Annotated in this window: 25 protein-coding genes; 8 read left to right on the plus strand and 17 right to left on the minus strand. The window is 64.3% G+C overall.

The window, feature by feature from the left end:
- Positions 1-17 precede the first annotated feature (17 nt).
- The 6 genes from ggt to NKH95_RS09225 all read left to right on the plus strand — a co-directional run bounded on the left by ggt (position 18) and on the right by NKH95_RS09225 (position 6,135).
- On the plus strand, positions 18-1,604 hold the full coding sequence (ggt, locus tag NKH95_RS09200) for a gamma-glutamyltransferase (protein ID WP_352440622.1): 1,587 nt from the start codon (positions 18-20) through the stop codon (positions 1,602-1,604).
- Positions 1,605-1,694: 90 nt separating this feature from the next.
- Positions 1,695-3,221 (plus strand): acyl--CoA ligase, encoded by a 1,527-nt coding sequence (locus tag NKH95_RS09205; RefSeq protein WP_352440623.1) that lies wholly within the window; start codon positions 1,695-1,697, stop codon positions 3,219-3,221.
- Between the two features lie 2 nt (positions 3,222-3,223).
- Positions 3,224-4,204, plus strand: coding sequence for a 2-dehydropantoate 2-reductase (locus NKH95_RS09210; protein WP_352440624.1), 981 nt, complete (start codon positions 3,224-3,226; stop codon positions 4,202-4,204).
- Positions 4,205-4,298: 94 nt separating this feature from the next.
- Positions 4,299-4,682: an SMU1112c/YaeR family gloxylase I-like metalloprotein gene (gene gloA2, locus NKH95_RS09215; RefSeq protein ID WP_352440625.1), complete on the plus strand. Its 384-nt coding sequence runs from the start codon at positions 4,299-4,301 to the stop codon at positions 4,680-4,682.
- Between the two features lie 104 nt (positions 4,683-4,786).
- Positions 4,787-5,017 (plus strand): hypothetical protein, encoded by a 231-nt coding sequence (locus NKH95_RS09220; RefSeq protein WP_023810809.1) that lies wholly within the window; start codon positions 4,787-4,789, stop codon positions 5,015-5,017.
- A gap of 182 nt (positions 5,018-5,199) precedes the next feature.
- Positions 5,200-6,135 (plus strand): methyltransferase, encoded by a 936-nt coding sequence (locus NKH95_RS09225; protein WP_352891382.1) that lies wholly within the window; start codon positions 5,200-5,202, stop codon positions 6,133-6,135.
- 1 nt (position 6,136) lies between these two features.
- Here the strand turns inward: NKH95_RS09225 and NKH95_RS09230 are convergent, their stop codons facing one another.
- From NKH95_RS09230 to NKH95_RS09300, 15 genes are all read right to left on the minus strand, one after another.
- A complete protein-coding gene (locus NKH95_RS09230; protein WP_128304151.1) occupies positions 6,137-7,195 on the minus strand; it encodes an aminopeptidase in 1,059 nt (352 codons plus the stop codon).
- Between the two features lie 174 nt (positions 7,196-7,369).
- Positions 7,370-8,341, minus strand: a complete 972-nt coding sequence (locus tag NKH95_RS09235) for a branched-chain amino acid ABC transporter permease (RefSeq protein WP_023810812.1) — start codon at positions 8,339-8,341, stop codon at positions 7,370-7,372.
- 1 nt (position 8,342) lies between these two features.
- Positions 8,343-9,230: a branched-chain amino acid ABC transporter permease gene (locus NKH95_RS09240; protein WP_023810813.1), complete on the minus strand. Its 888-nt coding sequence runs from the start codon at positions 9,228-9,230 to the stop codon at positions 8,343-8,345.
- A gap of 7 nt (positions 9,231-9,237) precedes the next feature.
- Positions 9,238-9,948: an ABC transporter ATP-binding protein gene (locus NKH95_RS09245; RefSeq protein ID WP_023810814.1), complete on the minus strand. Its 711-nt coding sequence runs from the start codon at positions 9,946-9,948 to the stop codon at positions 9,238-9,240.
- Positions 9,941-10,720, minus strand: a complete 780-nt coding sequence (locus NKH95_RS09250; RefSeq protein WP_023810815.1) for an ABC transporter ATP-binding protein — start codon at positions 10,718-10,720, stop codon at positions 9,941-9,943. Before NKH95_RS09250 ends, NKH95_RS09245 begins: the two co-directional genes overlap by 8 nt.
- A 12-nt stretch (positions 10,721-10,732) precedes the next feature.
- Positions 10,733-11,941: an ABC transporter substrate-binding protein gene (locus NKH95_RS09255; RefSeq protein WP_128304150.1), complete on the minus strand. Its 1,209-nt coding sequence runs from the start codon at positions 11,939-11,941 to the stop codon at positions 10,733-10,735.
- 209 nt (positions 11,942-12,150) lie between these two features.
- Positions 12,151-13,917: an ABC transporter ATP-binding protein gene (locus tag NKH95_RS09260; RefSeq protein WP_023810818.1), complete on the minus strand. Its 1,767-nt coding sequence runs from the start codon at positions 13,915-13,917 to the stop codon at positions 12,151-12,153.
- A 208-nt stretch (positions 13,918-14,125) separates the two neighbouring features.
- Entirely contained in the window at positions 14,126-15,070 is a 945-nt protein-coding gene (locus NKH95_RS09265) for an acetamidase/formamidase family protein (protein ID WP_023810819.1), read from the minus strand.
- Complete coding sequence (locus NKH95_RS09270) at positions 15,060-16,655, minus strand: ABC transporter substrate-binding protein (RefSeq protein ID WP_502895179.1); 1,596 nt, start codon at positions 16,653-16,655, stop codon at positions 15,060-15,062. Before NKH95_RS09270 ends, NKH95_RS09265 begins: the two co-directional genes overlap by 11 nt.
- 82 nt (positions 16,656-16,737) lie before the next feature.
- The gene (locus tag NKH95_RS09275; protein WP_352891384.1) at positions 16,738-17,658 is read right to left on the minus strand and encodes an ABC transporter permease; all 921 of its coding nucleotides are present in this window, start codon (positions 17,656-17,658) and stop codon (positions 16,738-16,740) included.
- Positions 17,655-18,521, minus strand: a complete 867-nt coding sequence (locus NKH95_RS09280) for an ABC transporter permease (RefSeq protein WP_196815320.1) — start codon at positions 18,519-18,521, stop codon at positions 17,655-17,657. The genes NKH95_RS09275 and NKH95_RS09280 overlap by 4 nt, the downstream gene beginning before the upstream one ends.
- 19 nt (positions 18,522-18,540) lie before the next feature.
- On the minus strand, positions 18,541-19,158 hold the full coding sequence (locus tag NKH95_RS09285; protein ID WP_023810823.1) for an ANTAR domain-containing response regulator: 618 nt from the start codon (positions 19,156-19,158) through the stop codon (positions 18,541-18,543).
- Positions 19,155-20,249 carry a transporter substrate-binding protein gene (locus tag NKH95_RS09290; RefSeq protein ID WP_023810824.1) on the minus strand — a complete coding sequence of 365 codons (1,095 nt, stop codon included), beginning with the start codon at positions 20,247-20,249 and terminating at the stop codon, positions 19,155-19,157. The genes NKH95_RS09285 and NKH95_RS09290 overlap by 4 nt, the downstream gene beginning before the upstream one ends.
- A gap of 152 nt (positions 20,250-20,401) precedes the next feature.
- Positions 20,402-20,809 carry a hypothetical protein gene (locus NKH95_RS09295; protein WP_245273201.1) on the minus strand — a complete coding sequence of 136 codons (408 nt, stop codon included), beginning with the start codon at positions 20,807-20,809 and terminating at the stop codon, positions 20,402-20,404.
- 252 nt (positions 20,810-21,061) lie between these two features.
- Positions 21,062-21,931 carry a helix-turn-helix domain-containing protein gene (locus tag NKH95_RS09300; protein ID WP_352440627.1) on the minus strand — a complete coding sequence of 290 codons (870 nt, stop codon included), beginning with the start codon at positions 21,929-21,931 and terminating at the stop codon, positions 21,062-21,064.
- A gap of 92 nt (positions 21,932-22,023) precedes the next feature.
- Between NKH95_RS09300 and NKH95_RS09305 the strand changes: the two genes are divergently transcribed.
- Both NKH95_RS09305 and NKH95_RS09310 read left to right on the plus strand, forming a co-directional pair.
- Complete coding sequence (locus NKH95_RS09305; protein ID WP_352891385.1) at positions 22,024-23,568, plus strand: 4-hydroxyphenylacetate 3-hydroxylase N-terminal domain-containing protein; 1,545 nt, start codon at positions 22,024-22,026, stop codon at positions 23,566-23,568.
- 6 nt (positions 23,569-23,574) lie between these two features.
- Positions 23,575-24,084: a flavin reductase gene (locus NKH95_RS09310; protein ID WP_352440629.1), complete on the plus strand. Its 510-nt coding sequence runs from the start codon at positions 23,575-23,577 to the stop codon at positions 24,082-24,084.
- A gap of 75 nt (positions 24,085-24,159) precedes the next feature.
- On the opposite strand, the gene NKH95_RS09315 is transcribed toward NKH95_RS09310, so the two are convergent.
- Together NKH95_RS09315 and NKH95_RS09320 are read right to left on the minus strand one after the other, a co-directional pair.
- Positions 24,160-24,816, minus strand: coding sequence for a methionine ABC transporter permease (locus NKH95_RS09315; RefSeq protein ID WP_023810829.1), 657 nt, complete (start codon positions 24,814-24,816; stop codon positions 24,160-24,162).
- Entirely contained in the window at positions 24,797-25,894 is a 1,098-nt protein-coding gene (locus NKH95_RS09320; RefSeq protein ID WP_352673103.1) for a methionine ABC transporter ATP-binding protein, read from the minus strand. The genes NKH95_RS09315 and NKH95_RS09320 overlap by 20 nt, the downstream gene beginning before the upstream one ends.
- Between the last annotated feature and the right edge of the window lie 57 nt (positions 25,895-25,951).

Genomic DNA, 25,951 nt, shown 5'->3' on the forward strand with positions numbered 1-25,951 from the left:
GGGGATATCCAGACAGAATGCGTGATTTCCAGTTTCCCGGCCGCTCGCCGGTTCGTGCCACCGAGGCGGTTGCCGCGACCTCGCATCCGCTTGCAACCCTTGCGGCCATCGACATGCTGCGCTCCGGCGGCAATGCCATGGATGCCGCCGTCTGCGCCGCCGCCGTGCAGGGCGTCGTCGAGCCGCAATCGACGGGCATCGGCGGCGATTGCTTCGTGCTCTATAGCCCGGCGGGACAGGGCAATGTGCTGGCCTTCAATGGTTCGGGTCGGGCGCCAGCCAAAGCGACGGTCGACTGGTACCGCGAAAAAGGCTTCGATCGCATCCCGCTGCAGGGTCCGCATGCGGTCACCGTGCCGGGCGCTGTCGACGCCTGGGGCCGCCTGCTCGAAGACCATGGCCGCAAGGGCCTTGCCGAGGTGCTGGCGCCGGCCATCCACTATGCCGAGAACGGCTATGTCGTGCACGACCGCGTCGCCTTCGACTGGGCCGAACCGGAAACCGACCTGTCGGCCGACGAGCATGCCGCGCGCATCTTCCTGCCCGGCGGCAAGGCGCCGAAGGCGGGTGACATCCACAGGCAGCCGGAACTAGCGGCGACGTTGCGCATCATCGCCAAACACGGCCGAGCCGGTTTCTATGAAGGCGCTGTCGCCGACGATATGGTTAGTCGGCTTAACGAATTGGGCGGACTTCATTCGGCCGAGGATTTCGCCTCGACCCGAGGCGATTATGTGACGCCGGTCAGCACCTCTTATGGCGGCCACGAGATCCACCAGATGCCGCCCAACAATCAGGGGCTGACGGCGCTTTTGATGCTGAATTTGCTGTCGGGCTTCAAGCTTGGCGGACTTGACCCCAATGGCGCCGAGCGCCTGCATCTGGAGATCGAGGCCGGGCGCCTGGCCTATCGCGACCGCGACCGCTATCTCGGCGACCAGGATCATGTCCCGGTGCCGGTCAAACAGCTCCTGTCCGGCGCCTATGCCGACCGGCTGCGCGCCGAGATCGACCGCGACCGCGCCATGACGCATCTGCCGCGCGTGGAGCTGCCCGGCAGCGACACGGTCTACATCTCCATCGTCGACCGCGACCGCAACGCGGTTTCCTTCATCAACTCGACCTATTATTCGTTCGGCAGCGGCGTCGTCGGCCCGAAGACCGGTGTCGTGCTGCAGAACCGCGGTTCGAGCTTCCGCCTCGACCCGGCACATCCGAACGCGATCGCGCCCGGCAAGCGGCCGATGCACACGATCATGCCGGGCATGGCGACGAAGAACGGCCGCGTCGTGATGCCGTTCGGCGTCATGGGCGGCGGCTACCAGCCGTTCGGCCATGTCCATCTGCTGACCAACATGATCGACTTCGGCATGGACCCGCAGCAGGCGCTGGATGCGCCCAGGGTGTTTTACAATGACGACACCGTGGAGGCCGAGCGTGGCGTTCCCAGCGAGGCGATCGAGGGCCTGCGCCGGCGCGGCCACCGCATCGCCGAACCGCATCACCCGCTGGGCGGCGGGCAGGTGGTGCTGATCGACTGGGAGAAGGGGACGCTGACCGGCGCTTCCGATCCGCGCAAGGATGGTTTGGCGCTTGGCTACTGACGCAATCCGTTGTCCAATGGCGTATCCATATCGAGGCAAGCCCGTCAGCGGGGCTGCCGCCAATAGCCGTTCGAAATCCAGCCGGTGATCATGACCCAAACTGAAACCCACGCAGATCTCTCCCGCCGTCTCGCAGCGGGGGCGGACGATGCACCTGCCATCCTGGCGCCCGACAGGGCGACGCTCAGCCATGGCGGATTGCGCAGCCTGATCGCCGACACGGCAAAACAGCTGCATGCGCGCGGCATCGGCCGGGGCGACAGGGTGGCGATCGTGCTGCCGAACGGGCCCGAGATGGCCACCGCCTTTATCGCCGTGGCGGCCGCCGCCTCGACGGCACCGCTCAATCCAGCCTACCGGGCCGACGAGCTCGATTTCTACCTCACCGACATCGGCGCCAAGGCGATCCTTGTCGCCGAGGGCGAGACCGGCCCTGCGGTGACGGTGGCCGAACGCCTCGGCATCGGCGTGCTGCGGCTTGTCGTGCAGCCCGCCACACCCGCCGGCAGTTTTGCGATCGAGGGCGCGGCGATCGGGCCCCCGGCATCACCCGACATGGCGCAAGACGGCGACATCGCGCTTTTGCTGCACACCTCCGGCACGACGTCGCGGCCAAAACTGGTGCCGCTCAGCCATGCCAACATCGCAGCCTCGGCTGCCCATATCGGCGGCACGCTTGGCCTGACGGCCGATGACCGCTGCCTCAACATCATGCCGCTGTTCCACATTCACGGCCTGATCGCGGCCGTGCTGTCGTCACTGGCTGCCGGTGGCAGCATCTATTGCACGCCGGGCTTCAACGCGCTGCGCTTCTTCCAGTGGCTGGGCGAGGCACGACCGAGTTGGTACACGGCGGTGCCGACCATGCATCAGGCGATCCTGCCTCGCGCGGCACGCAATGCCGAGGTGCTGGCGGCAACGCGCCTGCGCTTCATCCGTTCGTCCTCGGCGTCGCTGCCGGCGCAAGTGATGGCTGAACTGGAAGCGACCTTCGGCTGTCCGGTGATCGAATCCTACGGAATGACCGAGGCCGCGCACCAGATGGCGTCGAACCGGCTGCCGCCGGGCCAGCGCAAGCCGGGCAGCGTCGGGGCCTCCGCCGGTCCGGACGTGGCTGTCATGGCGCCCGACGGGCGACTGCTCAAGGCCGGCGAGACCGGCGAGATCGTCATTCGCGGGCCCAATGTGACTGTTGGCTACGAGAAGAACCCGGATGCCAACGCCACCGCCTTCGCGCATGGCTGGTTCCACACCGGCGACCAGGGCGTGCTGGACGAAGACGGCTATCTCAGGGTCACCGGACGGCTCAAGGAGATCATCAACCGCGGCGGCGAAAAAATCTCGCCGCTCGAGGTCGACGATGTGCTGATGGACCATCCGGCGGTGGCGCAGGTCGTCACCTTCGCCATGCCGCATGACAAGCTTGGCGAGGAGGTGGCCGCGGCGGTTGTGCTGCGCGAAGGCATCAGTGCCACCGAGGGCGACATTCGCACCTATGCCGCGACGCGGCTTGCCGACTTCAAGGTGCCGCGCAAGATCCTGATCCTGGACGAGATCCCCAAGGGCGCGACCGGCAAATTGCAGCGCATCGGCCTCGCTGCCAAACTGGGGCTTTGACGATGAAGATCACCATCTTCGGCGCCGGTGCGATCGGCGGCTATCTCGCTGCCAAGCTTGCCATGACTGGGCGGACCGATCTTTCGATCGTCGCGCGCGGGGCGCATCTGGAAGCGATCAAGGCAAATGGCCTGCGCCTGATCGAGGACGGCCAGGAGACGTCCGTCCCCGTCCGGGCCGCCGCGAAAGCCGAGGAACTTGGCGTCCAGGATTATGTGGTTCTGGCGCTAAAAGCCCATTCCCTCACCTCGGCCCTTGACCAGATCGCACCGCTACTCGGGCAAGACACCGCCGTCGTCACCATGCAGAACGGCGTGCCGTGGTGGTACTTCCACGGCGTTGGCGGGCCGCGCGAAGGCACCAGGCTGAACGCGGTCGATCCCGGCGGCAAGATCTGGCAGCGGATCGGACCGGACCACGTCATCGGCTCGGTCGTCTATCCGGCCGTCGAGGTCGATGCGCCGGGCCTCATCCGCCATGTCGAGGGCAGACGCTTCTCGCTCGGCGAACCCTCCGGCGAGCGCAGCGAACGGGTTACGCTTCTGGCCGAGGAAATGGTCAAGGCCGGCCTGCAGGTGCCGGTGCGCGACGACATCCGCGGCGAGATATGGGTAAAGCTGTGGGGCAATCTGTCCTTCAACCCGATCTCGGCGCTGACCGGCAGCACGCTTGCCGCAATTGTCGCCGACGAAGGCACCCGCACGCTCGCTCGCACCATGATGCTGGAAGCGCAGGCGATCGGCGAAAGCCTCGGCGTGCGCTTTCCCATAGCGGTCGACCGGCGCATCAAGGGCGCCGGCGATGTCGGCGAACACAAGACCTCGATGCTGCAGGACCTGGAGCGCGGCCGGCCGATGGAGATCGACGCGCTGGTGAGCGCGGTGCAGGAACTTGGCCGGCTAACGGACAAGCCGACCCCGACCATCGATGCCGTGCTGGCGCTGGTGCGGCGGCTGGCGGTGGAACGCGGGTGTTATGGGTGAGGTGGGAAGGACAAGGCAAATCGGAGCCGTGGCGCGCGACGATCCAGGCCTTGAAGCACCTTGGCCTCATATCCCCTTGACTGGAGTTAGCAGCATGCTGAACGCCATTCACCACGTCGCGCTCATCTGCACCGACTATGACCGGTCGCGACGGTTCTACGTCGAACTCCTCGGCCTCGATCTGATCCGGGAGGTCTATCGGGAGGAGCGGCAGTCATGGAAGGCGGATCTGCGGATCGGGTCGGCCCAACTGGAATTGTTCTCCTTCCCTGCACCGGCGATGCGGCCATCCCACCCAGAGGCTACAGGCCTGAGACATCTGGCATTTGCTGTGGCTAATCTTGAGCCCGTAATTATCCGCCTGGAAGCCGCAGGCGTTGCCTTTGAGCCAATCCGGATCGACCCATACACAGACCAACGGTTTACTTTTTTCAGAGATCCGGATGGATTGCCGCTGGAACTTTACGAAGCCTCATAAGGAACGGTTCGCTTTCGCGGCGGGCGCTGTGTACTGACGGTCTCGGTATCGGCGGACCGCGAATCTGTGCTAAGCGCCGCCCAACCAACCAAAGGACGACACCAATGAGCGAACTGACCGTGGCCGAGGCGACCGAGAGCATCTATGCCTCGCTCCGGGCGGACAATGCCGACATCGACGCACATATCGCGACGCTTAAGGCGGCGCTGACGCGGGAGGGGATAAAACAGGCGGTGTTCGATCCGACCAAACTGGCGCAGAACAACCGCTCGGGCCGCAAGTTGATGCAGGCTTATTTTCGGCAGCGCGGCGTGAGCGTGAAGTTCTCAGACTAGAGCCGCGCGCGCTCCCAACCGCACCACTGGGAGTTCTCGGCCGGTCCGTCGCCATCCGGACGTCGGGACTGTAAGTTCTAGTCCATGGGAGTTGTTTCAAGGCCGATCCTGGATCGCGGAGGGGATGTGACATGGTGGATTCTGACCGGATCGACAAGCTGATCGCAGCGGTGCCCCCCGCCTTGGCGCTTCGCGCCGGATTGGACCTTGGCATCTTCACCCGGCTCGGTGAAAGCGCGCTGACTGCTGACAGCCTCGGGGCCACGCTCAAAGTCGAACCCGATCGTCTGTCGCGGCTCCTCTACGCGCTCGCCAGCATCGGCCTCCTTGAAGTCAAGGATGGTGAATTTCGCAACGGAGCCGAAGCGTCGGCCTTCCTCGATGCGTCCAAGCCAAGCTATCGCGGCGGCGATCATGCGCTCCTGCGCGAGCTCTGGGGAGCCGACCTACTAACCGCCGAGTCGCTGCGGCAGAACCGGCCGGCTGCGCTGCACGACTTTTCCGAAGCGGGACCTGAGGCCGCGGCGGCCTTCAGCCGCATGCTCGCACCGGGTGGGGTGATTTTCGGCCGACATCTGGCCCAGGAGATGGACCTCTCGGCGGTCGGTTCGGTGATCGACATCGGCGGGGGTGCCGGGACCATACTGGTCGGGCTTCGCGAGCGGTGGCCGCACATTGCGGCGACGCTGATGGAACTGCCGACGGTCTCAGCGGTCGCGCCAGCCATCCTGTCGGAATACGGTGCCGACGACGTGGTTGTCGAAGAGGGGGACATAACCGTCGCGCCATCGGTCGGTCGGCACGATCTGGCGATCCTGAAGGCCGTCGTCCAGGTGCTTCCGCCGGACCAGGCGCGCAGTTCGATCCTGAACGCGGCGCGTTGCCTTACACATGGCGGCGAGATCGCAATTGCCGGGTGGGGTGTCGTCGATGACGACCGCCTCGGCCCGCCAGAGGGTGTCTTTCTCAATCTCACCTTCCTGAACCTCTATCGCCACGGCGAATCGTACACTGAGGGTCAGTATCGCGCGTGGATGACCGAGGCCGGATTCCGGGATATCTCCAGGTCGCGCCTGACGGACGGCTGCACGTTGTTTCGTGGACGCCTCACGGGCTGACTCAATAACAGCGATCTGCCGCGGCAAGTGCTTCGACGCGGTGAGCTTCGTCCAGTGCGCCAATCCGCCGGACCGATGCATAGAACCTGACATAGTCGCCCGAGCACAAGTCGAACAGGCGCAGAAACGCGGTCACCCGATCGCTATAAACGGACGTCGCGGCGAGCTTCGCGTTGTTGATCGGGGAGGCGAACCAGGCATCGTATCCCCGGTATCGGCCCCAGCGTCTGTCGCGCATGTGCCGGTAGCGCATCCGCAGCCGTTCAATAGCGGCCGTCTTTGCGGCCAGTTTTTGCTCCGAGGTGCCGGCGTTGGAATAGACTTGCGCCAACTCGTCCCGGGTCCGCGACACCAGCGCAAGAAATTCAGCCTTGCGTCTCCGGGCGGCTTCGTAACGGCGCAATGCGGCGGTATCGCCAGTCATGCGCAACCATTTTCTCACGCCGGTTGTTTCGACGGCGACAGCGAACGCCTCGTTGAATGCGGAATCGTCGTGCACGTAGACGCGCTGGTGGGCGAGTTCATGGAAAATCAGCCCTGCAAGATAGGTTTTATCCTCGCCGAACATCGTGCTTAGCAGCGGGTCACTTGACCAGCCGAGCGTGGAATATGCAGTGATGCCCGTCACATAGACGTCCATGCCCTGTTCTTGAAGTTCGACAGCGGTTTCAGTCGCGGACTTCCTGGAGAAATACCCCCGGTAGGGAACGCAGCCGAAAACAGGAAAACACCATGTTCGCGGCGTCAGCGAAAATGCCGGCGCGGCGAAGACAGCCCATGTCACCGAGTCCCGACCAATGTCGACATAGCTGCGGTAGCTGTTGTTGTCGGGCAGCGCCAGTTCATCCGTTGCGAACTGTCGTATAGCGCTCGCCGATGCCATTCGGGCGCGCAACGCCTTCGGCGTCGAAGGATCCTCGATCAGTTTTCCGACATCCTGGCGTGCGGTCATGATCTGCAGATGACCCTTCATGGATTGCGCGTAGTAGGAAATGCTGGTGCAGCCGGTCACGCCGGACACCACGGTCATAACCGCAACCAATCGAAAGAATGCACGCATCACGATTTGTCCACAGCAGTGCTCACCCGTTCCGATGGGGTCGCGATTGCCCCAGGTCGCAAGCAGTCGCCTCGATTGATCGAGGTCTATAGTTTTCTGAAAAATCCGGACAGGTGCTCATTGTGGTGACGCATGTCACCACGCGCAAACCGCGTCCCACCAACCTGCAGCTGATCAGTCCTTTCCCGCCCGCCCGAAAATCCGCGCGTAAAATTCGCCGACGATGCCGCGCCGGAAGATCAGCACGCACACCATGAAGATCAGGCCGGTGGCGATGGTCACCGGAAAGCCGGAAGTGGCAAGCGTGTTTTCCAGGCCGATGACAAGGCTGGCGCCGATGATCGGCCCGACCATCGTACCGATGCCGCCGAGAAGCGTCATCAGGATCACCTCGCCCGACATCTGCCAGGTGACGTCGGTGAGCGTGGCGAACTGGAAGACGATCGCCTTGAGCGAGCCGGCCAGCCCGGCCAGCGCCGCCGACATGACGAAGGCGCCGAGCTTGTAGTTGGCGACGGAATAGCCCAGCGAAATGGCGCGATTCTCGTTTTCCCGGATCGAGCGCAGGATCATGCCGAATGGCGAATTGACGATGCGCCAGATGGCGAAGACGCCGATCAGGAACACCGCCAGCACGAAATAATACATGTTCAGCGAGACGTTCAGGTCGAGGACGCCTAGCAGCATGCCGCGCGGTATGCCCTGAATGCCGTCCTCGCCTTGCGTGAACGGCGCTTGCACGCAGAAGAAGAAGAACATCTGCGACAGTGCCAGCGTGATCATGGCGAAATAGATGCCTTGCCGGCGAATGGCGAAGAAGCCCATGACGAGGCCGAGCAAGGCCGCACCCGCCATGCCGAGCAGAATGCCGGCTTCCGGCGGCCAGCCCCAGACCTTGACGGCATGCGCGGTGAAGTAGGCGGCGCCGCCAAAGAAGGTTGCGTGGCCGAATGACAGCAGCCCGGTGTAACCAAGCAGAAGATTGAACCCGCAGGCAAACAGCGCGAAGCACAGCATCTTCATCAGGAAGATCGGATAGACCAGGAAAGGCGCCACCAGCAGCGCCAGGATGCCGAGCCCGACCAGCGTCCATTCAAGCCGTGCCGAGGTTTTGGCCGATGTCTCGCGAAGCGTCAGTTCCGACATGTCAGGCGTCCCTTCCGAACAGGCCGGCCGGCCGGACCAGAAGCACAATCGCCATGATGACGAAGACCACGAGGTTGGAGGCCTCGGGGTAGAAGACCTTGGTCAGGCCTTCGGCAAGGCCAAGCATGTAGCCGGTGACGATGGCGCCAAGGATCGATCCCATGCCGCCGACCACGACGACGGCGAAGACGACGATGATGAGATCCGACCCCATAAGCGGGCTCACCTGATAGATCGGCGCTGCCAGAATCCCGGCAAGCCCGGCCAGCGCGGAGCCGAGGCCGTAGGTCAGGGTCAGCAGCAAGGGCACGTTGACGCCGAAAGCCTGGACGAGGCGGGGATTCTCCGTCGCGGCGCGCAGGTAGGAACCGAGCCTGGTCTTCTCGATCAGCGCCCAGGTTCCGAAGCAGACGATCAGCGAGGCGACGACGACCCAGCCGCGATAGTTGGGCAGGAACATGAAGCCGAGATTGGTGCCTCCCGAAAGCAGCGGCGGCACGGCGTAGGGGTTTCCCGAGACGCCGTAATAGTAGCGGAAGATGCCTTCGAGCACGAGCGCGAGGCCGAAGGTGAAGAGCAGGCCGTAGAGCGGATCGAGATCGTACAGTCTCGACAGCGCAAGGCGCTCGACCACGATGCCGAAGGCACCGACGATCAGCGGCGCAAGGATCAAGGCGGGCCAGTAGCCGATGCCGAGATAGGTGAGAAGCAGATAACCGACGAAGGCGCCGAGCATATATTGGGCGCCATGGGCGAAATTGATGACCCGCAGCAGGCCGAATATGACAGCCAGGCCCAGGCTCAGCATGGCGTAGAACGAGCCGTTGATCAGGCCGACCAGCAACTGGCCGAGGAAAGCCTGAACGGGGATGCCGAAGATCATCGTCATGGCGCCATCATACACCCAGGACTTCGTGGAGCTGCGTCATGCGGTCCGGCAGCTCGCCGACCGGAAACCCCGCCACCACCTTGCCGTGCTCCATCAGATAGAAACGATCGGCGACACGGCTGGCGAAGCGGAAGTTCTGCTCCACCAGTAGGATCGTCATGCCGCGCTTTTTCAACGTCGCCAGCAACGCGCCAATGCGCTGCACGATGACGGGGGCCAAACCCTCCGTCGGCTCGTCGAGAAGCAGCATTTTCACACCGGTTCTCAACATGCGCGCGATCGCCAGCATCTGCTGTTCGCCGCCCGACAGCCTCGTGCCTGGACTGTTGCGCCGCTCCTTCAGATTGGGGAACAGGTCGAAAATCTCCTCGACGCTCATGCCGCCCTGCGCGACGACCGGCGGCAGAACCAGGTTCTCGTCGACGGTCAGCGTCGCGAAGATACCGCGCTCCTCCGGCACGAAGCCGATGCCTTGATGCGCGGTCCGGTGCAGCGGCAGCCGCATCAGATCCTGGCCGTCGAAAGCGATCCGGCCGGTTCGCTTGCGGATCAGCCCCATGATGGCGCGCAGCGTCGTCGTCTTGCCGACGCCGTTGCGGCCGAGCAGCGTGACCGTCTCGCCGGCAAACACCTCCAGATCGACGCCGTGCAACGCATGGCCCTCGCCATACCAGGCGTTGAGGCCGCTGACTGCAAGCAGAGGTGCGGCACTAGTCATCGGCGGTGCCCATATAGGCGATCTTGACGCGCTCGTCGCGGCTGACGGTGGCGTAGTCGCCGGCGGCCAGCACCTCGCCGCGCTGCATGACCGTTATCCAGTCGCAAAGGTCGGCCACGACGGTCAGATTGTGCTCGACCATCAGCACGGCGCGATCCCTGGCCACCGAACGGATGAGGCTGGAAACCGTGGCCACGTCCTCATGCCCCATGCCGGCCATCGGCTCGTCCAGCAGCAGCACTTTCGGATCGAGCGCCAGGGTCGTAGCGATCTCGAGCACGCGTTTCCTGCCATAGGAAAGGTCGCCGGCGAGCCTGTTCCTGGCGTCGTCGAGACCGACCGAGCGCAGCAATTCCTCGGCGCGCGGCGTCAGCCGGTCGAGCGCCGCCAGCGAGCGCCAGAACTGAACGCTGAGCCCGCCCGGCCGCTGCAGCGCGACGCGCACATTGTCGAGCACGCTGAGGTGCGGAAAAATCGCCGATATCTGGAACGAGCGCACCAGGCCCATCCGCGCGACCCTGGCCGGCGAGGTGCGGGTGATGTCGTGGCCGAGCAGCTCGATCCTGCCGCTGGTCGGCGCCAGGAACTTGGTGAGCAGGTTGAAGACGGTCGTCTTGCCGGCGCCGTTGGGTCCGATCAGGGCATGGATGTTGCCATGGCGGACATCGAGATCGACGTTTTTGACGGCGATGAAGCCGGCAAAGTCGCGCCGCAACCCGCGGGCGGAAAGCACCACAGGCGGCTCGTTCGCGCTCAGGTCAGTCGGCGCCATCGGCCGCGCCGATCACTGGCCGGCCGTCGGACAGCCGCTTTCCTTTTCGCTAAGGAAGGCCTCGTTGCCAGGAATGGTGGCGAGATATTTGTAGTAGTCCCACTCCTGGGTGCTCTCGGCTGGCGACTTGACCTGATAGAGGTACATGTCATGGACCATGTTGCCGTCCGCCTGCACTTTGCCGTTGGTTATCGCGGCGTCGTCCACGGGCATCGAATGCAGTTGCTTGGCGACCGCTTCGGTCTCGTCCGTGCCGGCCTTGTCGATCGCTTTCAGGTACTGCGTCACCGCCGAATAGGTCGAGGCCTGGATCATGTTCGGCATGCGGTTGGTGCGCTTGAAAAAGCGCTGCCCGAATTCGCGGCTCTTGTCGTCGCGATCCCAATAATAGCCTTCGGTCAGCACAACGCCCTGCGCCGCTTGAAGGCCAAGCCCATGCACCTCGGCCAGCGTGAACAGGAGTGCGGCAAGACGCTGACCGCCCTGCACGATGCCGAATTCGGCCGCTTGCTTGATCGAGTTGGAGGTATCGAGGCCGGCATTGGCCAGGCCGATGACCTTGGCGCCCGACGATTGCGCCTGCAGCAGGAAGGACGAATAATCGGTCGATCCCAGGGGATAACGCACCTCGCCCAGCACCTTGCCGCCATGGCTCTCGACGAACTTGGTGGTCTGATCCTTCAGCGAATAGCCGAATGCATAGTCGACGGTGACGAAGAACCAGCTGTCGCCGCCCTGCTGCACGAGAGAGCCGCCGGTTCCCACCGCCTGCGAATGTGTGTCATAGGCCCAGTGAAAGCCGTAAGGCGAGCATTGTTTGCCGGTCAGCTCCGTGGTCGCCGCGCCGGTGACGATGTCGATCTTCTTCTTTTCCTTGGAAATCCCCTGGACGGCGAGCGCCACCGAAGAGGTCGTCAGTTCCATGATGGCATCGACCTGCTCGGTGTCGTACCACTGCCGCGCGATGTTGGAGGCGATATCCGGTTTGTTCTGGTGGTCGGCGCTGATGATTTCTATCGGCGCTCCCTGCACCTTGCCGCCGAAATCCTCGACCGCCATCTTGGCCGCCTCGACCGACCACTTGCCGCCGAAATCGGCATAGACGCCCGACTGGTCGTTGAGGATGCCGATCTTGACCTTGCCGTCGGAAATGTCGGCGGCCGAGGCGGGGATCGCGGATGCGGCGAGAAGTGCCGCGGAAACGAAAAGGCTTACCTTCATGGTTGACTTCCTCCCATAGCGATGAATCCGACCGACCCTCCTACGATCGATCATCGCAATGGTATTGAACATGAGGAAGATAGGGACAGAGGGCAAGAGGCCGTCCCGGATTTCGTGTTCGAAGCGATGCGCTTTGGGGACAGAATGCCGGCGTTGAGCCCGAGATAGAAACACAAACACGTGAACCGCGACCCGCGGCGGTACTTGCCTCAGCCCTCGGCGGCGACGAGGTGGCCGTTGCCGACATCCCTCAGCGCCAGTTTCAACGGCGCCTCGCCGATCCTGCGGGTGGCGCTCGGGATCTCCTGGTCGAGGCGGGCGAAGCGGCTTCGCCGCTTAGCCGGATCGGGCACGGGCACGGCTTCGATCAGCCGCCTGGTGTAGGGATGACGCGGGTTGGAAAAGACCTGGTCGCGCGTGCCCATCTCGACGATCTGGCCGAGATACATGACGGCGACGCGGTCGGAGATGTTCTCGACCACAGCCATGTCATGCGAGATGAAGAGATAGGCGACGCCGAATTCGCGCTGCAATTCCTTCAACAGATCGAGCACGCGCGCCTGCACCGAGACGTCGAGCGCCGAGACGCTTTCGTCGGCGATGATCAGCTTCGGCCGCAGCGCAAGGGCACGCGCAATACAGACGCGCTGGCGCTGGCCGCCGGAGAATTCATGCGGATAGAGTTCCATCTGATCGGCCGACAGGCCGACGCGCTCGAACAGCGCGGCCACACGGTCGCTGCGCTCTTGCTTCGAGGCGATGCCATGGATCAGCAGCGGCTCGGCGACGAGTTCGCCGACGCGCATGCGCGGGTCGAGCGAGGCGTAGGGATCCTGAAAAATCATCTGCACGTCGCGGCGCACCGCCTTACGCTCGTCGCGGCCAAGGCCAGACAAATTGCGGCCGCCGATGACGACGCCTCCGCTGTAGGGCACCAGTCCGGCCAGCGCCTTGGCGGTGGTCGACTTGCCGCAACCGGATTCGCCGACCAGCGCCAGCGTCTCGTTGGCCGCGATCGAAAAGCTAACGCCTTCGACGGCGTGAACGCGCCGGTTGACCCGACCGAAGAAACCGCCATGCAGGTCGAAGCGGACATGCAGGTCCTTGACCTCGGCGACATTGGCCGATGCCGTCGTCGCCTCGGCCTCCCTGGATGTCTGTCGGCCGACGCCGCTGCCGATGCGCGGTACGGCGGCAAGCAGTTCGCGCGTGTAGTCGGCTTGTGGCCTGGAAAAAATGTCGGCGGTTTTCCCCTCTTCGACCATGCGGCCATGCCGCATGATGATGACGCGGTCGGCCATCTCTGCGACCACGCCCATGTCGTGGGTGATCAGGATGACGCTGGTGCCGTGCTGGCGCTGCAGGTCGCGCAGCAGCTCCAGCACCTCGCCTTGCACGGTGACGTCAAGTGCCGTCGTCGGCTCGTCGGCGATCAGCACGTCCGGCTCGAGCGCCAGCGCCATGGCGATCATCACCCGCTGGCGCATGCCGCCGGACAGTTCGTGCGGAAACTGCTTCAGCCGGCTTTCGGCTTCCGAAATGCGCACCGCTTTCAGAGCCTCGATGGCGCGCTGGCGGACTTCGCCCTGCGACAGGCTGGTGTGTGCCTCGATGGATTCGGTGAGCTGCCGGCCGATCGACAGCACCGGGTTGAGCGAGGTCATCGGCTCCTGGAAGATCATGGCGATGCGGTCGCCGCGGATGCGCCGCATCCGGCGCTCGTCCAGAGTCGTCAGATCTGTATCGCCCAGATGGACTTTGCCGGATGAAATCCGGGCGGCAGGCTGCGGCAGAAGCTGCATGATCGCCAGTGCGGTCATCGATTTGCCGGAGCCGGATTCACCGGCAATGCAGAGCGTCTCGCCACGCGCCAAAGTCAGCGACAGGTCGGAGACGACCTCGCGCTCGCCGTCCTCACCGCGCACGCTGACGCAGAGGTTGGCGATGTCGAGTATGGGTTTGCTGGCGGCGATCATTGCGCGTGTGACCCGGAGGGGGATTTACTCCGGCACACCCCCCTCTGTCCTGCCGGACATCTCCCCCGCAAGGGGGGAGATTGGCGGCTTTGCCGCGGCGTCCATTCGTCACCGTTGAAAAGTGGCGAAGCCCGTCGTGACATCCGATCTCCCCCCTTGCGGGGGAGATGTCCGGCAGGACAGAGGGGGGTGCAGCGCCGGCCCAACCTCATTCAAACACGCAGCGCGGGAAGTAGAACGACACCACCCAGTTCGGCATGTCGACGATCTCGCTGATGCGGAGATCGCCGCAGACCGAGGCCAGCATGTAGGCCTCGACGGGGTCTATTCTGTAGCGGGTGGAAAGCAGGTCGACCATCTGGGCAACCGCCTCCTTTGCACCCGTCATCAGGTCCGGCCCAACTCCCGTCGTCACCTCATAGCCCTTGGCGTCGAGATGGCGCGTCACCGGGCCTGGCGTGGTGAAGCGCGGCGTCTTCAGCCTGGCGTCCTTGACCAGATCGAGCTTGAGCACGACGTTCATCGGGCTTTCGATCGCCGTGCCGCAGACCTCGCCATCACCTTGCGCGGCATGGGTGTCGCCGACCGAAAACAGCGCGCCCGCCACTTCCACCGGCAGGTACAGCGTGGTGCCGGCGGCGAGATCGCGGATGTCGAGATTGCCGCCGACGCGTCTTGGCGGGACCACCGAGTGGTGACCCTTTTCCGCCAGGGCGTTGCCGATGGTGCCGGCGAAGGGTTTCAGCGGCACCCTCGCATTTTTGCCGAACAGCGCCGGCTCGAGCGAGGCAGCGTCGTACTTCCAGATGTTCAGCGCCGGCTCCTTGAAGTCGTCGGCGAGCAGCCCGAAGCCCGGAATGTTGGCCGTCCAGCCGAAGCCGGACGGTTTGAACATCTCGATCGTCACCTTCAGTGCGTCACCCGGCTCGGCGCCCTCGACGAAGATCGGCCCGGTCACCGGATTGACGGTGGCGAAGTCGAGCTTGGCGACGTCGGCGACCGTGCTGTCGGCCTGCAACTGGCCACCGGAGGAATCGAGGCACTGGAACTCGATGGTCGAGCCGGGCGCCACCCGCTCGGCCGGGGCAAACGAATTGTCCCAGCCGAAATGATGTTGGCGCCCGTGGATGGTGTAGTCGCAGTTATTGCACATCTTTTACGTACACATTGTCGTAGTTGATCGGGATATGGACCGGGTCGACATAGAGGTTGTCGGCGCCGCCCATGCGCGCCGATTTCATGGTGAAGCGCTGCTCGTTGAAGACCGGCGCCCAAGGCGCGTCCTCCATCACCTTGTCGTAGATGGCGCTCCACATCTTGTCGCGTTCGCCAGCCTTGGCGGGATCGACCACCGAGTCGGCCTCGGCCGCCTTGGCGTCGAGATCCTTGTTGCAATACCACGACCAGTTCCAGCCGCCCGGCACCGCACCGGCGCAGCCGAGGATCGGGCCGTAGAAGTTCGACGGATCGGGGAAGTCGGCGATCCAGGCCATGCCGCCGGACCAGATCATCGGTGCGCCGGCCTTGTCGCCGCCGGCGGCAATGACGTTTGCCTGGGCGAGCGACTGGATGCTGGCCTTGATGCCGATGGCCGCCAGGTCCTGCTGGATCGCCTGGGCGATGCGCGGGTTGGGATCGGTGTTCATGGCGAACAATTGCGTCTCGAAACCATCGGGATGGCCGGCCTCGGCAAGCAGGGCCTTGGCCTTGGCGACGTCATAGGGATAGCCCTTGTATTCCTTGTCGTAGCCCGGCATCGACGGCGGCAGCGGCTGATTGGCCGGCACGGCGCGGCCGTTGATGATCTGGATCACGCGCGCCTTGTTGATCGCCATGTTGACCGCCTGGCGCACCTTCACATTATCGAACGGCGCCATGGTGGTGTTCATGGTGACATAGCCGGTGTGCAGCTGGCCGCCTTCGACGACGCGCGCCTTCTGCTCGGGATCAGCCATCACCTCCTGGAATTTTGCCGGCGGAATGCCGTCGCCGGGCACGTCGATCTCGCCCTTCTGCAGGCGCAGCAGCGCAACGATCGGCTCCTGGCCGATCTCGAAGGTGATCTTGTCCAGATGCGGCAGGCCCTTGTGCCAATAGTCCGCATTGCGCTCGAAGACGATGCGCTGGCCGAGTGTCCACTCGGCGAGCTTGAAGGCGCCGGTGCCGACCGGATGCTTGCCGAAATCGGCGCCGTATTTCTCGACCTCTTCCTTCGGCACGACATGCGAGAAGTTGATGGCCATGACATGCAGGAAGGTTGCGTCGGGGCGGGTCAGTTCGAACTTGACCGTGTAGGGGTCGACGACGGTGACGCCGGAGAGGCTCTCGGCCTTGCCGGCGGCGACATCGTCATAGCCCTTGATCGAGCCGAAAAAGCCGGCGCCGGGGCTCTGGGTCTTTGGATTGGTGACGCGGTCGAGCGAATATTTCACGTCGTCGGCGGTCATTTCGCGGCCATTGTGAAATTTCACGCCATGGCGCAGCTTGAAGGTGAAGGTCTTGCCGTCGGGCGAGATCTCGTAGCTTTCGGCGAGGTCGGGTTTCAAATTGGTGGTGCCCGGCTCGTAGTCCATCAGCCCGTCGAACAGGCTCTTGATCATCGACCAGTTCTGCCAGTCATAACCGATCGCCGGATCGAGCGTGGCGACATCGTCCTTGTAGGTGATGGTGATGGCGCCGCCCTGCTTGGCGTTCGGGTCGACGGCGTCTTCGGCGCGAACACTTGTCATGCCGAGCATCAGCGCCAGCGCCGATACCGCTACCGTGGATGCGAGAAACTTTTTCATTTTTATGTTCCCTTTCTCTATCTGGTTTTCATTTTCATCTGAGCTTGATGCGGGGGTCGATGAAGGGCGCGATGACGTCGGCCAGCAGATTACCGAGCACGATGGCGAAGGCCGAGATCAGGGTGACGCCCATGATGATCGGGATGTCCACGCGCTGGATGGCCTGCCACGCCAGCTGGCCAATGCCAGGCCAGCCGAACACGCTTTCGACGACGACAATGCCACCCATGAAGATGCCGATGTCGATGCCCATCATGGCGATGACCGGCAGGATGGCGTTGGGCAGTGCATGGCGGAACAGGATGGCTCGCCGCGCCAGGCCCTTGGCGCGGGCGGTGCGGACATAATCCTGGCGCAGAACATCGATCATCGACGAGCGCATCATGCGGGCGTACCAGCCGGCGCCGAGTATGCCCATGGTCAGCGACGGCAGCACGAGATGACGCCAGGTGCCATAGCCGCCGATCGGGAACCAGCTGAGCCGCACGGCAAAGACGTAGAGCAGCAGCAGGCCGACGACGAATTGCGGCGCCGAAACGCCGACGAAGGAGGCGACCATCAGCGTCTGGTCGGTGGCGGTACCGCGCTTGACGGCAGCGATCAGGCCCATGCTCAGGCCGAGCAGCAGCTCGCACAGGATGGCGCCGACCATCAGCAACAAGCTGGCCGGCAGCCGTGAGACGATCAGCTCGGTGACTTCGGAGCGCTGGATGTAGGAGCGGCCGAGATCGCCGCTGATGAGCTTCGTGAGATAGCGCCAGTACTGGACGATGAAGGGCTGGTCGAGGCCGAGCTGCTGGCGGATGTTCTCGACCGTCTGCGGCGTGGCGCTGCGACCGGCGATCTGGCGCACCGGATCGGCGGGCAGGAGATAGAGCAGCGCGAAAGTGATCAGCGAGACGCCGAGCAGGATCAGCAGCGACTGGATCAGGCGGCGGCCGAGATAGGCGATCATGCCCGGCCCCTCTGCGTCGGATCGAGGATGTCGCGCAGTGCGTCGCCGATCAGGTTGAAGGCCAGCGCCAGCGCCAGGATCGCGGCACCGGGGAAGAACACCAGCCAGGGTGCGGCCTGGAAATAGGTCTGGTTCTCGAAGATGATGTTGCCCCACGACGCCGTCGGCGGCTGCACGCCGATGCCGAGGAAGGAGAGTGTCGCCTCGAGCAGCACCGTGGTCGAGATGCCGAGCGTGCCCCAGACGATGATGGTCGGCAGCAGATGCGGCAGGATATGGCGAAACAGGATGCGCGGTGCACTCGCCCCTATGGTGCGTTCGGCGTCGATGAATTCGCGCTCGGCCAGCGAAGAGGTTTCGGTGTAGATGACGCGGGCGGTCTGCACCCAGTTGACCAGCGCGATGACCATGGCGACGATCCACAGGCTGGGCTCGAACACCGCCGCCAGGCAAATGGCGAGCAGCAGTGCCGGAAACGCCATCATCAAATCCGTGAAGCGCATCAGCGCGCTGCCGATCCAGCCACGGAAATAGCCGGCGACAACACCGACCAGCGTGCCGATGAACAGCGCCACGCCATTGGCGACGATGCCGATGATCAGCGAGGTGCGGGCGCCGTAGAGGATGCGGGTCAACAGGTCACGGCCGAGCAGGTCGGTGCCCAGCCAGAATTTTGCATCCGGCGGCAAGGGCGAGCCCTCGATGGTCAGGCCGTCGAACATCTGCTCGTTGGGATCATAGCCAGTCAGCCATGGCGCCAGCACGGCGCCGGCAACGACAATGGCGACGATCATCAGCCCAAGCAGTGCGAGACGGCGCCTGACCAGCCGGCGCCAGACGCCGGCGCGTGGTTTGACCGGCATGCGCCCTGGCGCGGTGAGATCAGGCGCGATGGGACTGGTCATCGCCGCCTTCTTCCCCTGTTGCTTCTTCACTTGTCATTGCCACGATCCGCCGCGCGGCATCCTCGACGCTGATCTGCCAGCTCATAGCCAGCGAGCGAAGCTGCGCATAGGCGCGGCCGTCATCGGTGCCTTTCGCCAGTGCGGTGACCGCGCGCACGATGGTCTGGCGCTCGGCGACGCGCTGGCGAAGCGAGGCAATCTCACTGGCCAGGTGTTTTCGCGCCTCGAAACTCTGGCGCGCGATCAGCAGCGCGCTGTAGACGCCGGCATTGCCGACCGGCTTCAGGAGCTGGGCATCGGCCTTGTGCGACAGCGCCCATTCGATGCGGCCCGGCGCCTCGGAGCCGATCAGCGCCACCAGCGGCATCGGCGCCTCGCCCGGCTTCCAGGGGAACTGCTCGTCGAAACCGAGATCGGCGTCGAAGAACACGAAATCGGCCGCCAGCGCCTCGGGCGGCAGTTCCGGCCAGCAGTCCAGCGTGATCAGGCCGATGGCCGACAATTGCCTGGTGATCGCCTGCACCGTCGGATGCGGGCGATGCAGGATAAACGCCTTGGCGCCGCCGAGATTGGGGATGCGTGGGGCTCTCGTCACGACACCACCCTCAGGCGTGGGCGGCCGAATGTTTTTGCCGGGTCGTAGCGCGACAGATAGGGATCCGGCGCGACTTCGTCTTCGCGGCTGACGACCTCGAAGAAGCCGTCCGCGATCCGCCCGATGATCACCGGCAATGTGGCGTGCTGCGAGTGCGCGTCGATGGCGATCGGCCCGAGCCGGGTGGAGAAGCGGCGTTCTGCGAAGGCTCTGGAAAATTCCGCCGGACCGGCTTCGGGATTGCTGGAGAGCACGTCGGCCATCACCTGCACGGAGGCATAGGCGGAGGCCTCGAAAGACGAGGCGAAGGCGGCCGGCCGCGGCGCGAAGTACGGCCCGACCGATAGATGTCCCTTGCCGGATTCACCGATCGCCGGCAGCTCACCTTCGGTGAGGTTGCAGGAGATGACGGGACAAGTCTCGGGACTGAAGGCGGCATCCTCGTGACCTAGGTCGCGATAGGCCGCGAGGAAGGCGTAGGACGAGGTGCCGATCAGGTTGTTGAGGATGAAGTTCGGCCGCGTGGCGCGGATTTCCGCGATCAGACGCGACACGTCGGTCTCGCCGATGCGCAGATAGCGTTCGCCCAGAACCTTGCCGCCGGCATCGGCGATCAGGTCGCGGGCGACGCGGTTCATCTCCCAGCCCCAGATATAGTTCGAGCCAAGCAGGAAACCGTTGGCGCCGAAACGCGGCACGACATGCGCCATCAACGGCACCAGATGCTGGTTGGGGCAGGCGTGCATGTAGACGACGTGCTCGTTGGCCTCGAAGCCCTCATAGGGGCAGGCGTACCACAGCATGCCGCCCGCCTTCTCGAGCACCGGAATGGTTTCCTTGCGGCTCCACGAGGTGACGCACCCGACGACATGGCGCGCGCTGCTGGTCCTGAAAATATCCTCGCACAGCGTTGCGTAGCGGTCGGCATTGCTTTGCGGATCGCGCTCGACCGGCACCAGTTCGATACCTGAGCTGCGATCGGCGTTGATGTCGGCGATGGCGCGCATGGCGCCGATGCGGCACGCATCGGAGACGAGCTGATAGCTCCCCGAGCGGGAATATAGGATGCCGATCTCGATACGCCGTTTCAAACAGATCCCCAAAATGACAATGCCTCGCAGCCAGCGCCGGGAGGGCGAGGCATACGAGGCATTCTTGCCGCCCGGCGATCAGAGCCGGTATTTTGCGCTAGCGTATTCTGTCCGGCGGGTCAGTCAAGCCCTCAACGATATTTGCGTGACCGTCATCGCCGTTTCGCTGCCACTGGCCTCTGACCGTGTTGACGCGCATAGGTCACGCAGGCGTCCACCGTGCTGACACAAAGCGCGTCGCGCCTGTTCGGCATATTGTTGTCGCCGGCGTAGGCAACTTCGGCGACGCGACCGTCGACCATGCGAATTTGCGTATCGCAATAACCGCCGGGAGCGACATTGACGGAGCCACCGACCGCCGGGATCGCGCCCAATGCCATGGTTGGGACGACGATGCTGAGATTGCCGCGCTGAACGACGCGCTTATAGGACCAGATCTGGCCCGATCGGCCGGCGTCCGCGGTGGCGGTCGGAAACCCCGCGCACATGCGGACGTCGGCTTCGCTGAGGCCGACCATCTCCTTGCGAGCCGCCGCCGCGGTGGGGTCAACCTTGGCCACGCGCGACGTATCGTCGGGAACGACGCAGGAAGACTGGATGCCAACGAAGAGAATAGGAAGGGCAAGCTTTTGAATGCAGGAAAATATCATGCCGACCGTCAGATTGGTCCGATGTCAGATTTGCGTGGCACCCGCCGCTCCTTTCTACCTAGGCAGGCAGGCGAAGGGATCAACCCGTTCAGCTTCACGAAAAAGTGGCTGTGGCTGCAACATCGAGGATTGCGCGTCACGGGGTCTGCATTTCACGCAGGATCAATGGCCCTGCAAGTGCTTCCGGCGCCAGGCGGCGGGCGCTTCGCCGACTCGCGCGCGAAAGAACCGTGAAAAATACGCCGGGTCGTCGAAGCCGATCTCGTAGGCGATGTCCTCCACCGTGCGTACGGTGAACAGCAGCAGGCGCTTGGCCTCCAGCAGCCGCCTTTCGCTGACGACCCGCTTGACGCCGGCGCCCAGAACCGCATGGGCAGCCTTGTCGAGAAGATGCGGCGTGGTGGCCAGCGCCTCGACGTAGCGATCGACCGGCCAGTTGTCGCGGAAATGCGTGTCGGCGAGCCGACGCAGGCCCCGCGCCAGCGAAGCATCGGAAGAGGCGGCGGAGGCGGTCACGCCGGGGCTGAGGCGCGCAATTTGGGAGAGTGCGACGGCGATCAGCGCCGGCAGGACCCTGTCATTGCCGGCTTGCGCCTCGGCATATTCGGCGGCGATCATCTCCAGCACCGCCGCCAGTCTCGCCCACGCTGCGTGTCGTGGCAGACCGTCGGCAAAGACCGGCCTGTCCAGCGGCAGCAGGCTGTGAGCGGCGATGGCCGCGAGCGCGCCGTCGGCGACCGAGACGACGATGGCATCGGTGCCGGGTCCGATCGAGAAGCCATGCACGACAGCGCTCGGCACGAAGCTGACGGCAGGCGCCGAAAAGTCCCAGGACCGGTCTTCGATACGGTAGGTGCCGGAGCCGCTGGTCCAGTAGGTGATCTGGCCCATCTGCGGATGCTTGTGCGCCGCAACCTGACCAAGATGGATATTGCTGCGCGCAAGCACCGTCTCGACATGCAGGAAACCGACATCGAGCGGCCGCACAGGCTCGCCATAGACGAAGAAGTCGGGGATGGAATTCTGGCTCATGGCGCCTGAAAAAGTCCAATCGGTTTTGCCGTTCCGTCCATAACCAATGCATGCCCAAGGCGCTAGTGTTGCGACTCAAGAGGAGGACCATCATGCGATCAGAAGACTTCCGCGTCGACAAGGCACGGCCGTTCACCGGGGCCGAGTATCTGGAGAGCCTGCGCGACGGCCGCGAGGTCTATATCAATGGCGAACGCATTGCCGATGTCACCACGCACCCGTCGATGCGCAATTCGGCGCGGTCGCTGGCGCGCCTCTACGATGCGCTGCATGATCCCCTGCGACGGGACACGCTGACTTCGCCGACCGACAGCGGCTCGGGCGGCTACACCCACAAATATTTCCGCGTCGCCAAATCCTCTGGCGAACTCGCCGCCCAGCAGACGGCGATCGCCGAGTGGTCACGCATGTCCTATGGCTGGATGGGGCGCACGCCCGACTACAAGGCGGCGCTGATGAATACGCTCGGCGCCAACGCAGACTGGTACGGGCCGTTCAGGGACAATGCCCTGTCCTGGCACAGGCGTGCCCAGGAAGCCGTGCTGTTCATGAACCATGCCATCGTCAACCCGCCGATTGACCGCCACAAGCCGGCCGAACAGGTGAAGGACGTCTTCGTCCACATCACCAAGGAGACGGATGCCGGCATCTACGTCTCCGGCGCCAAGGTGGTGGCGACGTCCTCGGCGCTGACGCACTATAACTTCCTGGCGCAGGGATCGGCGACGGTCACCGAGGATCCGTCGCTGTCGGTGATGTTCATCGTGCCGATGAATGCGCCGGGGATAAAGATGTTCTGCCGCGTCTCCTACGAGCAGACGGCCAACACGGTGGCGGCGCCGTTCGACTATCCGCTGTCGTCACGCTTCGACGAGAACGACGCGATCCTGGTGCTCGACAATGTCTTCATCCCCTGGGAGGACGTGCTGGTGCTGCGCGATGCGCAGAAGATCCTGTCCTTCCACCCGGCGTCCGGCTTCATGCATGGCTACTGCTTCCAGGGCTGCACGCGTTTCGCCGTCAAGCTCGATTTCCTCGCCGGCCTGCTGGCCAAGGCGCTGCGCGCCACGGGCGGCGATGCTTTCCGCGGCAACCAGGCGGCACTGGGCGAGGTCATTGCACTGCGGCACATGTTCTGGAGCTTTTCCAACGCCATGGCCTACAACCCGATCCCGTGGGCGAATGGTGCGGTGCTGCCCAATCTGGAAGCCGCGCTCGCCTACCGCACCTTCATGTCGGAAGCCTATCCGCGCGTCATCGACACCGTGCGCCGGGTGATCGCGTCCGGGCTGATCTACCTGCCGTCGTCGGTGCGCGACTTCAACAACCCCGAGATCGACAAGTATCTGGCGCAATATGTGCGCGGCTCCAACGACATGGGCCACATCGAGCGCATCAAGATCATGAAGCTTTTGTGGGACGCGACCGGCACCGAGTTCGGCGGCCGTCACGCGCTCTACGAGCTCAACTATGCCGGCGCGCCGGAAGAGGTGCGGCTGCAGGTGCTGAAAGGAGCTGAACGCGGCGGGCGGCTGAAGGCGATGGAAGAGCTCGTCGACACCTGCATGGCCGACTATGACGAGAATGGCTGGACGGGCGATACCTGGTTCAATCCGCTTGTCTCAACGGCCGAGTGAAACCAGATGGCCACGCAGATTTCGAAAACCGATTTCCGCGACGCCATGGCGAGGGTCTGCGCGCCGGTCAACATCGTCACCACCGATGGCCCGGCAGGGCGCGGCGGCTTCACCGCCACCGCCATGTGCAGCGTCTCCGACGAGCCGCCGACGCTGCTGGTGTGCATGAACGGGCGCTCGACGCAGGCCGCCATGTTCCTGTCCAACCAGCGCTTCTGCGTCAACGTGCTGACGCATGACCAAATGCATCTGGCGGGAAAGTTCGCCGGCGCGACCAGGGACATGGAAGCGCGCTACTCCGCCGCACGCTGGCAGACGCTGACCTCCGGTACGCCGGCGCTGTCGGATGCGATCGTCAATTTCGATTGCGAGATCGAGACTGTGCATATCGTCGGCACGCACAATGTCATGATCGGCCGCGTCATCGATGTCCGGCACGGCAGCGGCGGTTCGGCCCTGCTCTATGTCGACCGCAACTACACGCAGCCGACGCGGCTTGGCAGCTTTGGCGGGTGAAGCCGGGTGTCAGACGGTTTGGTGGCGGGGATGCCTCCGCCTATCCCGTACGCGGCCGTGCCACCAGCCAGTCTTTCACCCCCGCCGATCCAGCCTCGCCACCAGCCGGTCCCCCGCCCACTGGATGCCGCAGACCAGGATGATCAGCACGATGACCACGGCGATCATGATGGACGTCTCAAATCGTTGATAGCCGTAGCGGATGGCGAGGTCGCCGAGGCCGCCGGCACCGATGGCGCCGGCCATGGCCGAGGCACCGATCAGCGTCACCAGCGTCACCGTGAAGCCGGCGACAATGCCGGGCAGGGCTTCCGGCACCAGCACCTCGCGGATGATCGTCCAGCGGTTGCCGCCCATGGCGCGCGCCGCCTCGATCAGCCCGCGATCGACTTCGCGCAGCGACACTTCGGCGATGCGCGCATAGTAGGGCGTGGCGGCGATCGACAGCGGCACGATGGCCGCCCATGTGCCGATCGAGGTGCCGACGATCAGCCGCGTCACCGGGATGAGCGCGACCAGAAGAATGATGAAGGGCACCGAACGGAAGCCGTTGATGACGGCGCCAAGCGACCGGTTCACCCACAGGCTTTCGGCAATCCCGCCGCGTTCGGTGGCGATCAAGGCCAGGCCGAGCGGCAGGCCGAAGACCAGCGAGATGAGGCCGGAGGCGGCCGTCATCAGCACCGTCTCCCAGATCGAACGCAGCAGAAGTTCAAACAGGATCGGCGACATGGCCAAGCACCTCCACCCGCGCCTGGCGGGCCTTCAGGAATGTGATGATGTCAGCGAGATGATTTGCATCGCTGCCGGGAACCGAAAGGAACAGCGTGCCGACCGGCTGCTGCTGGATATGGTCGATGCCGCCATGGACGAGGCGGAAGGTGCCTGGAACAGCCGTGGCAAGGTCGGACAGCAATGGCCCGCTTGCCGCTTCGCCGGCCACATCCACGCGCAGGATCGTCTCCGCGCCGGCCGCCGGCAGCAGCCGGGCCGCCAGTTCGGCTGGCAGCTGCGGCCGGATGGCGCCGAGCAGGCTCCTGGTGATGTCCGAGCGCGGGTCGGCGAATACCGACCAGACCGGGCCTTGCTCGACGATGCGCCCGGCATCGATCACCGTCACGCGGTCGGCGATCGAGCGGATCACCTCCATCTCATGGGTGATCAGCAGGATGGTCAGGCCGAGCTGCCGGTTGATATCCCTGAGCAGCGCAAGGATCGAGCGCGTCGTCTCCGGATCGAGCGCCGAAGTGGCTTCATCCGACAAAAGCAGCGCCGGCCGTGCTGCCAGCGCCCTGGCGATGCCGACGCGCTGCTTCTGGCCACCCGACAGCGACGCCGGATAGGCTTTTGCTTTCTCCGACAGGCCGACGAGATCGAGCAGTTCGGCGGCGCGCTTCAGCCTCTCGGCTTTCGGGCGCCCCTCGATCTTGAGCGGTAGCGCCACATTGTCCTCGACGGTCTTGGCCGACAGCAGGTTGAAATGCTGGAAGATCATGCCGATGCGTCGCCGCAACGGCTGCAGGTCGCGCTCGCCTAGCCGGCTGATCTCGCGGCCCTCGATGAACACCTCGCCGGAGTCAGGCCGTTCCAACCCGTTCAGGCAGCGGATCAACGTCGATTTGCCGGCGCCGCTGCGACCGATGATACCGAGGATCTCGCCCTTGCGCACGGTCAGCGAGATGCCGTCGAGCGCCGCTGTCACACCGAAGCGGCGCTTCAGGTCGACGAGGCGCACGACGTCCTGAGACGCGTCGGGCCGGGCATGCGTCGGATCGGCGGTTTCTCCGGATGCCGTGATATGCTGGTTCATGAATGTTCCTGTTCTCCGAAAACGCAATCGCGGCCCGCGCCTGAGCGCGGACCGCTA

This window comes from Mesorhizobium sp. M0848, from assembly GCF_040319805.1.
Taxonomy (GTDB): Bacteria; Pseudomonadota; Alphaproteobacteria; order Rhizobiales; family Rhizobiaceae; genus Mesorhizobium.

Bases quoted from the DNA above. Each gene is read 5' to 3' on its own strand.
- ggt (WP_352440622.1), top strand. From the start codon at position 18: ATGCGTGATTTCCAGTTTCCCGGCCGCTCGCCGGTTCGTGCCACCGAG.
- NKH95_RS09205 (WP_352440623.1), top strand. From the start codon at position 1,695: ATGACCCAAACTGAAACCCACGCAGATCTCTCCCGCCGTCTCGCAGCG.
- NKH95_RS09210 (WP_352440624.1), top strand. From the start codon at position 3,224: ATGAAGATCACCATCTTCGGCGCCGGTGCGATCGGCGGCTATCTCGCT.
- gloA2 (WP_352440625.1), top strand. From the start codon at position 4,299: ATGCTGAACGCCATTCACCACGTCGCGCTCATCTGCACCGACTATGAC.
- NKH95_RS09220 (WP_023810809.1), top strand. From the start codon at position 4,787: ATGAGCGAACTGACCGTGGCCGAGGCGACCGAGAGCATCTATGCCTCG.
- NKH95_RS09230 (WP_128304151.1), bottom strand. From the start codon at position 7,195: ATGCGTGCATTCTTTCGATTGGTTGCGGTTATGACCGTGGTGTCCGGC.
- NKH95_RS09235 (WP_023810812.1), bottom strand. From the start codon at position 8,341: ATGTCGGAACTGACGCTTCGCGAGACATCGGCCAAAACCTCGGCACGG.
- NKH95_RS09240 (WP_023810813.1), bottom strand. From the start codon at position 9,230: ATGACGATGATCTTCGGCATCCCCGTTCAGGCTTTCCTCGGCCAGTTG.
- NKH95_RS09245 (WP_023810814.1), bottom strand. From the start codon at position 9,948: ATGACTAGTGCCGCACCTCTGCTTGCAGTCAGCGGCCTCAACGCCTGG.
- NKH95_RS09250 (WP_023810815.1), bottom strand. From the start codon at position 10,720: ATGGCGCCGACTGACCTGAGCGCGAACGAGCCGCCTGTGGTGCTTTCC.
- NKH95_RS09255 (WP_128304150.1), bottom strand. From the start codon at position 11,941: ATGAAGGTAAGCCTTTTCGTTTCCGCGGCACTTCTCGCCGCATCCGCG.
- NKH95_RS09260 (WP_023810818.1), bottom strand. From the start codon at position 13,917: ATGATCGCCGCCAGCAAACCCATACTCGACATCGCCAACCTCTGCGTC.
- NKH95_RS09265 (WP_023810819.1), bottom strand. From the start codon at position 15,070: ATGTGCAATAACTGCGACTACACCATCCACGGGCGCCAACATCATTTC.
- NKH95_RS09270 (WP_502895179.1), bottom strand. From the start codon at position 16,655: ATGCTCGGCATGACAAGTGTTCGCGCCGAAGACGCCGTCGACCCGAAC.
- NKH95_RS09275 (WP_352891384.1), bottom strand. From the start codon at position 17,658: ATGATCGCCTATCTCGGCCGCCGCCTGATCCAGTCGCTGCTGATCCTG.
- NKH95_RS09280 (WP_196815320.1), bottom strand. From the start codon at position 18,521: ATGCCGGTCAAACCACGCGCCGGCGTCTGGCGCCGGCTGGTCAGGCGC.
- NKH95_RS09300 (WP_352440627.1), bottom strand. From the start codon at position 21,931: ATGAGCCAGAATTCCATCCCCGACTTCTTCGTCTATGGCGAGCCTGTG.
- NKH95_RS09305 (WP_352891385.1), top strand. From the start codon at position 22,024: ATGCGATCAGAAGACTTCCGCGTCGACAAGGCACGGCCGTTCACCGGG.
- NKH95_RS09310 (WP_352440629.1), top strand. From the start codon at position 23,575: ATGGCCACGCAGATTTCGAAAACCGATTTCCGCGACGCCATGGCGAGG.
- NKH95_RS09315 (WP_023810829.1), bottom strand. From the start codon at position 24,816: ATGTCGCCGATCCTGTTTGAACTTCTGCTGCGTTCGATCTGGGAGACG.
- NKH95_RS09320 (WP_352673103.1), bottom strand. From the start codon at position 25,894: ATGAACCAGCATATCACGGCATCCGGAGAAACCGCCGATCCGACGCAT.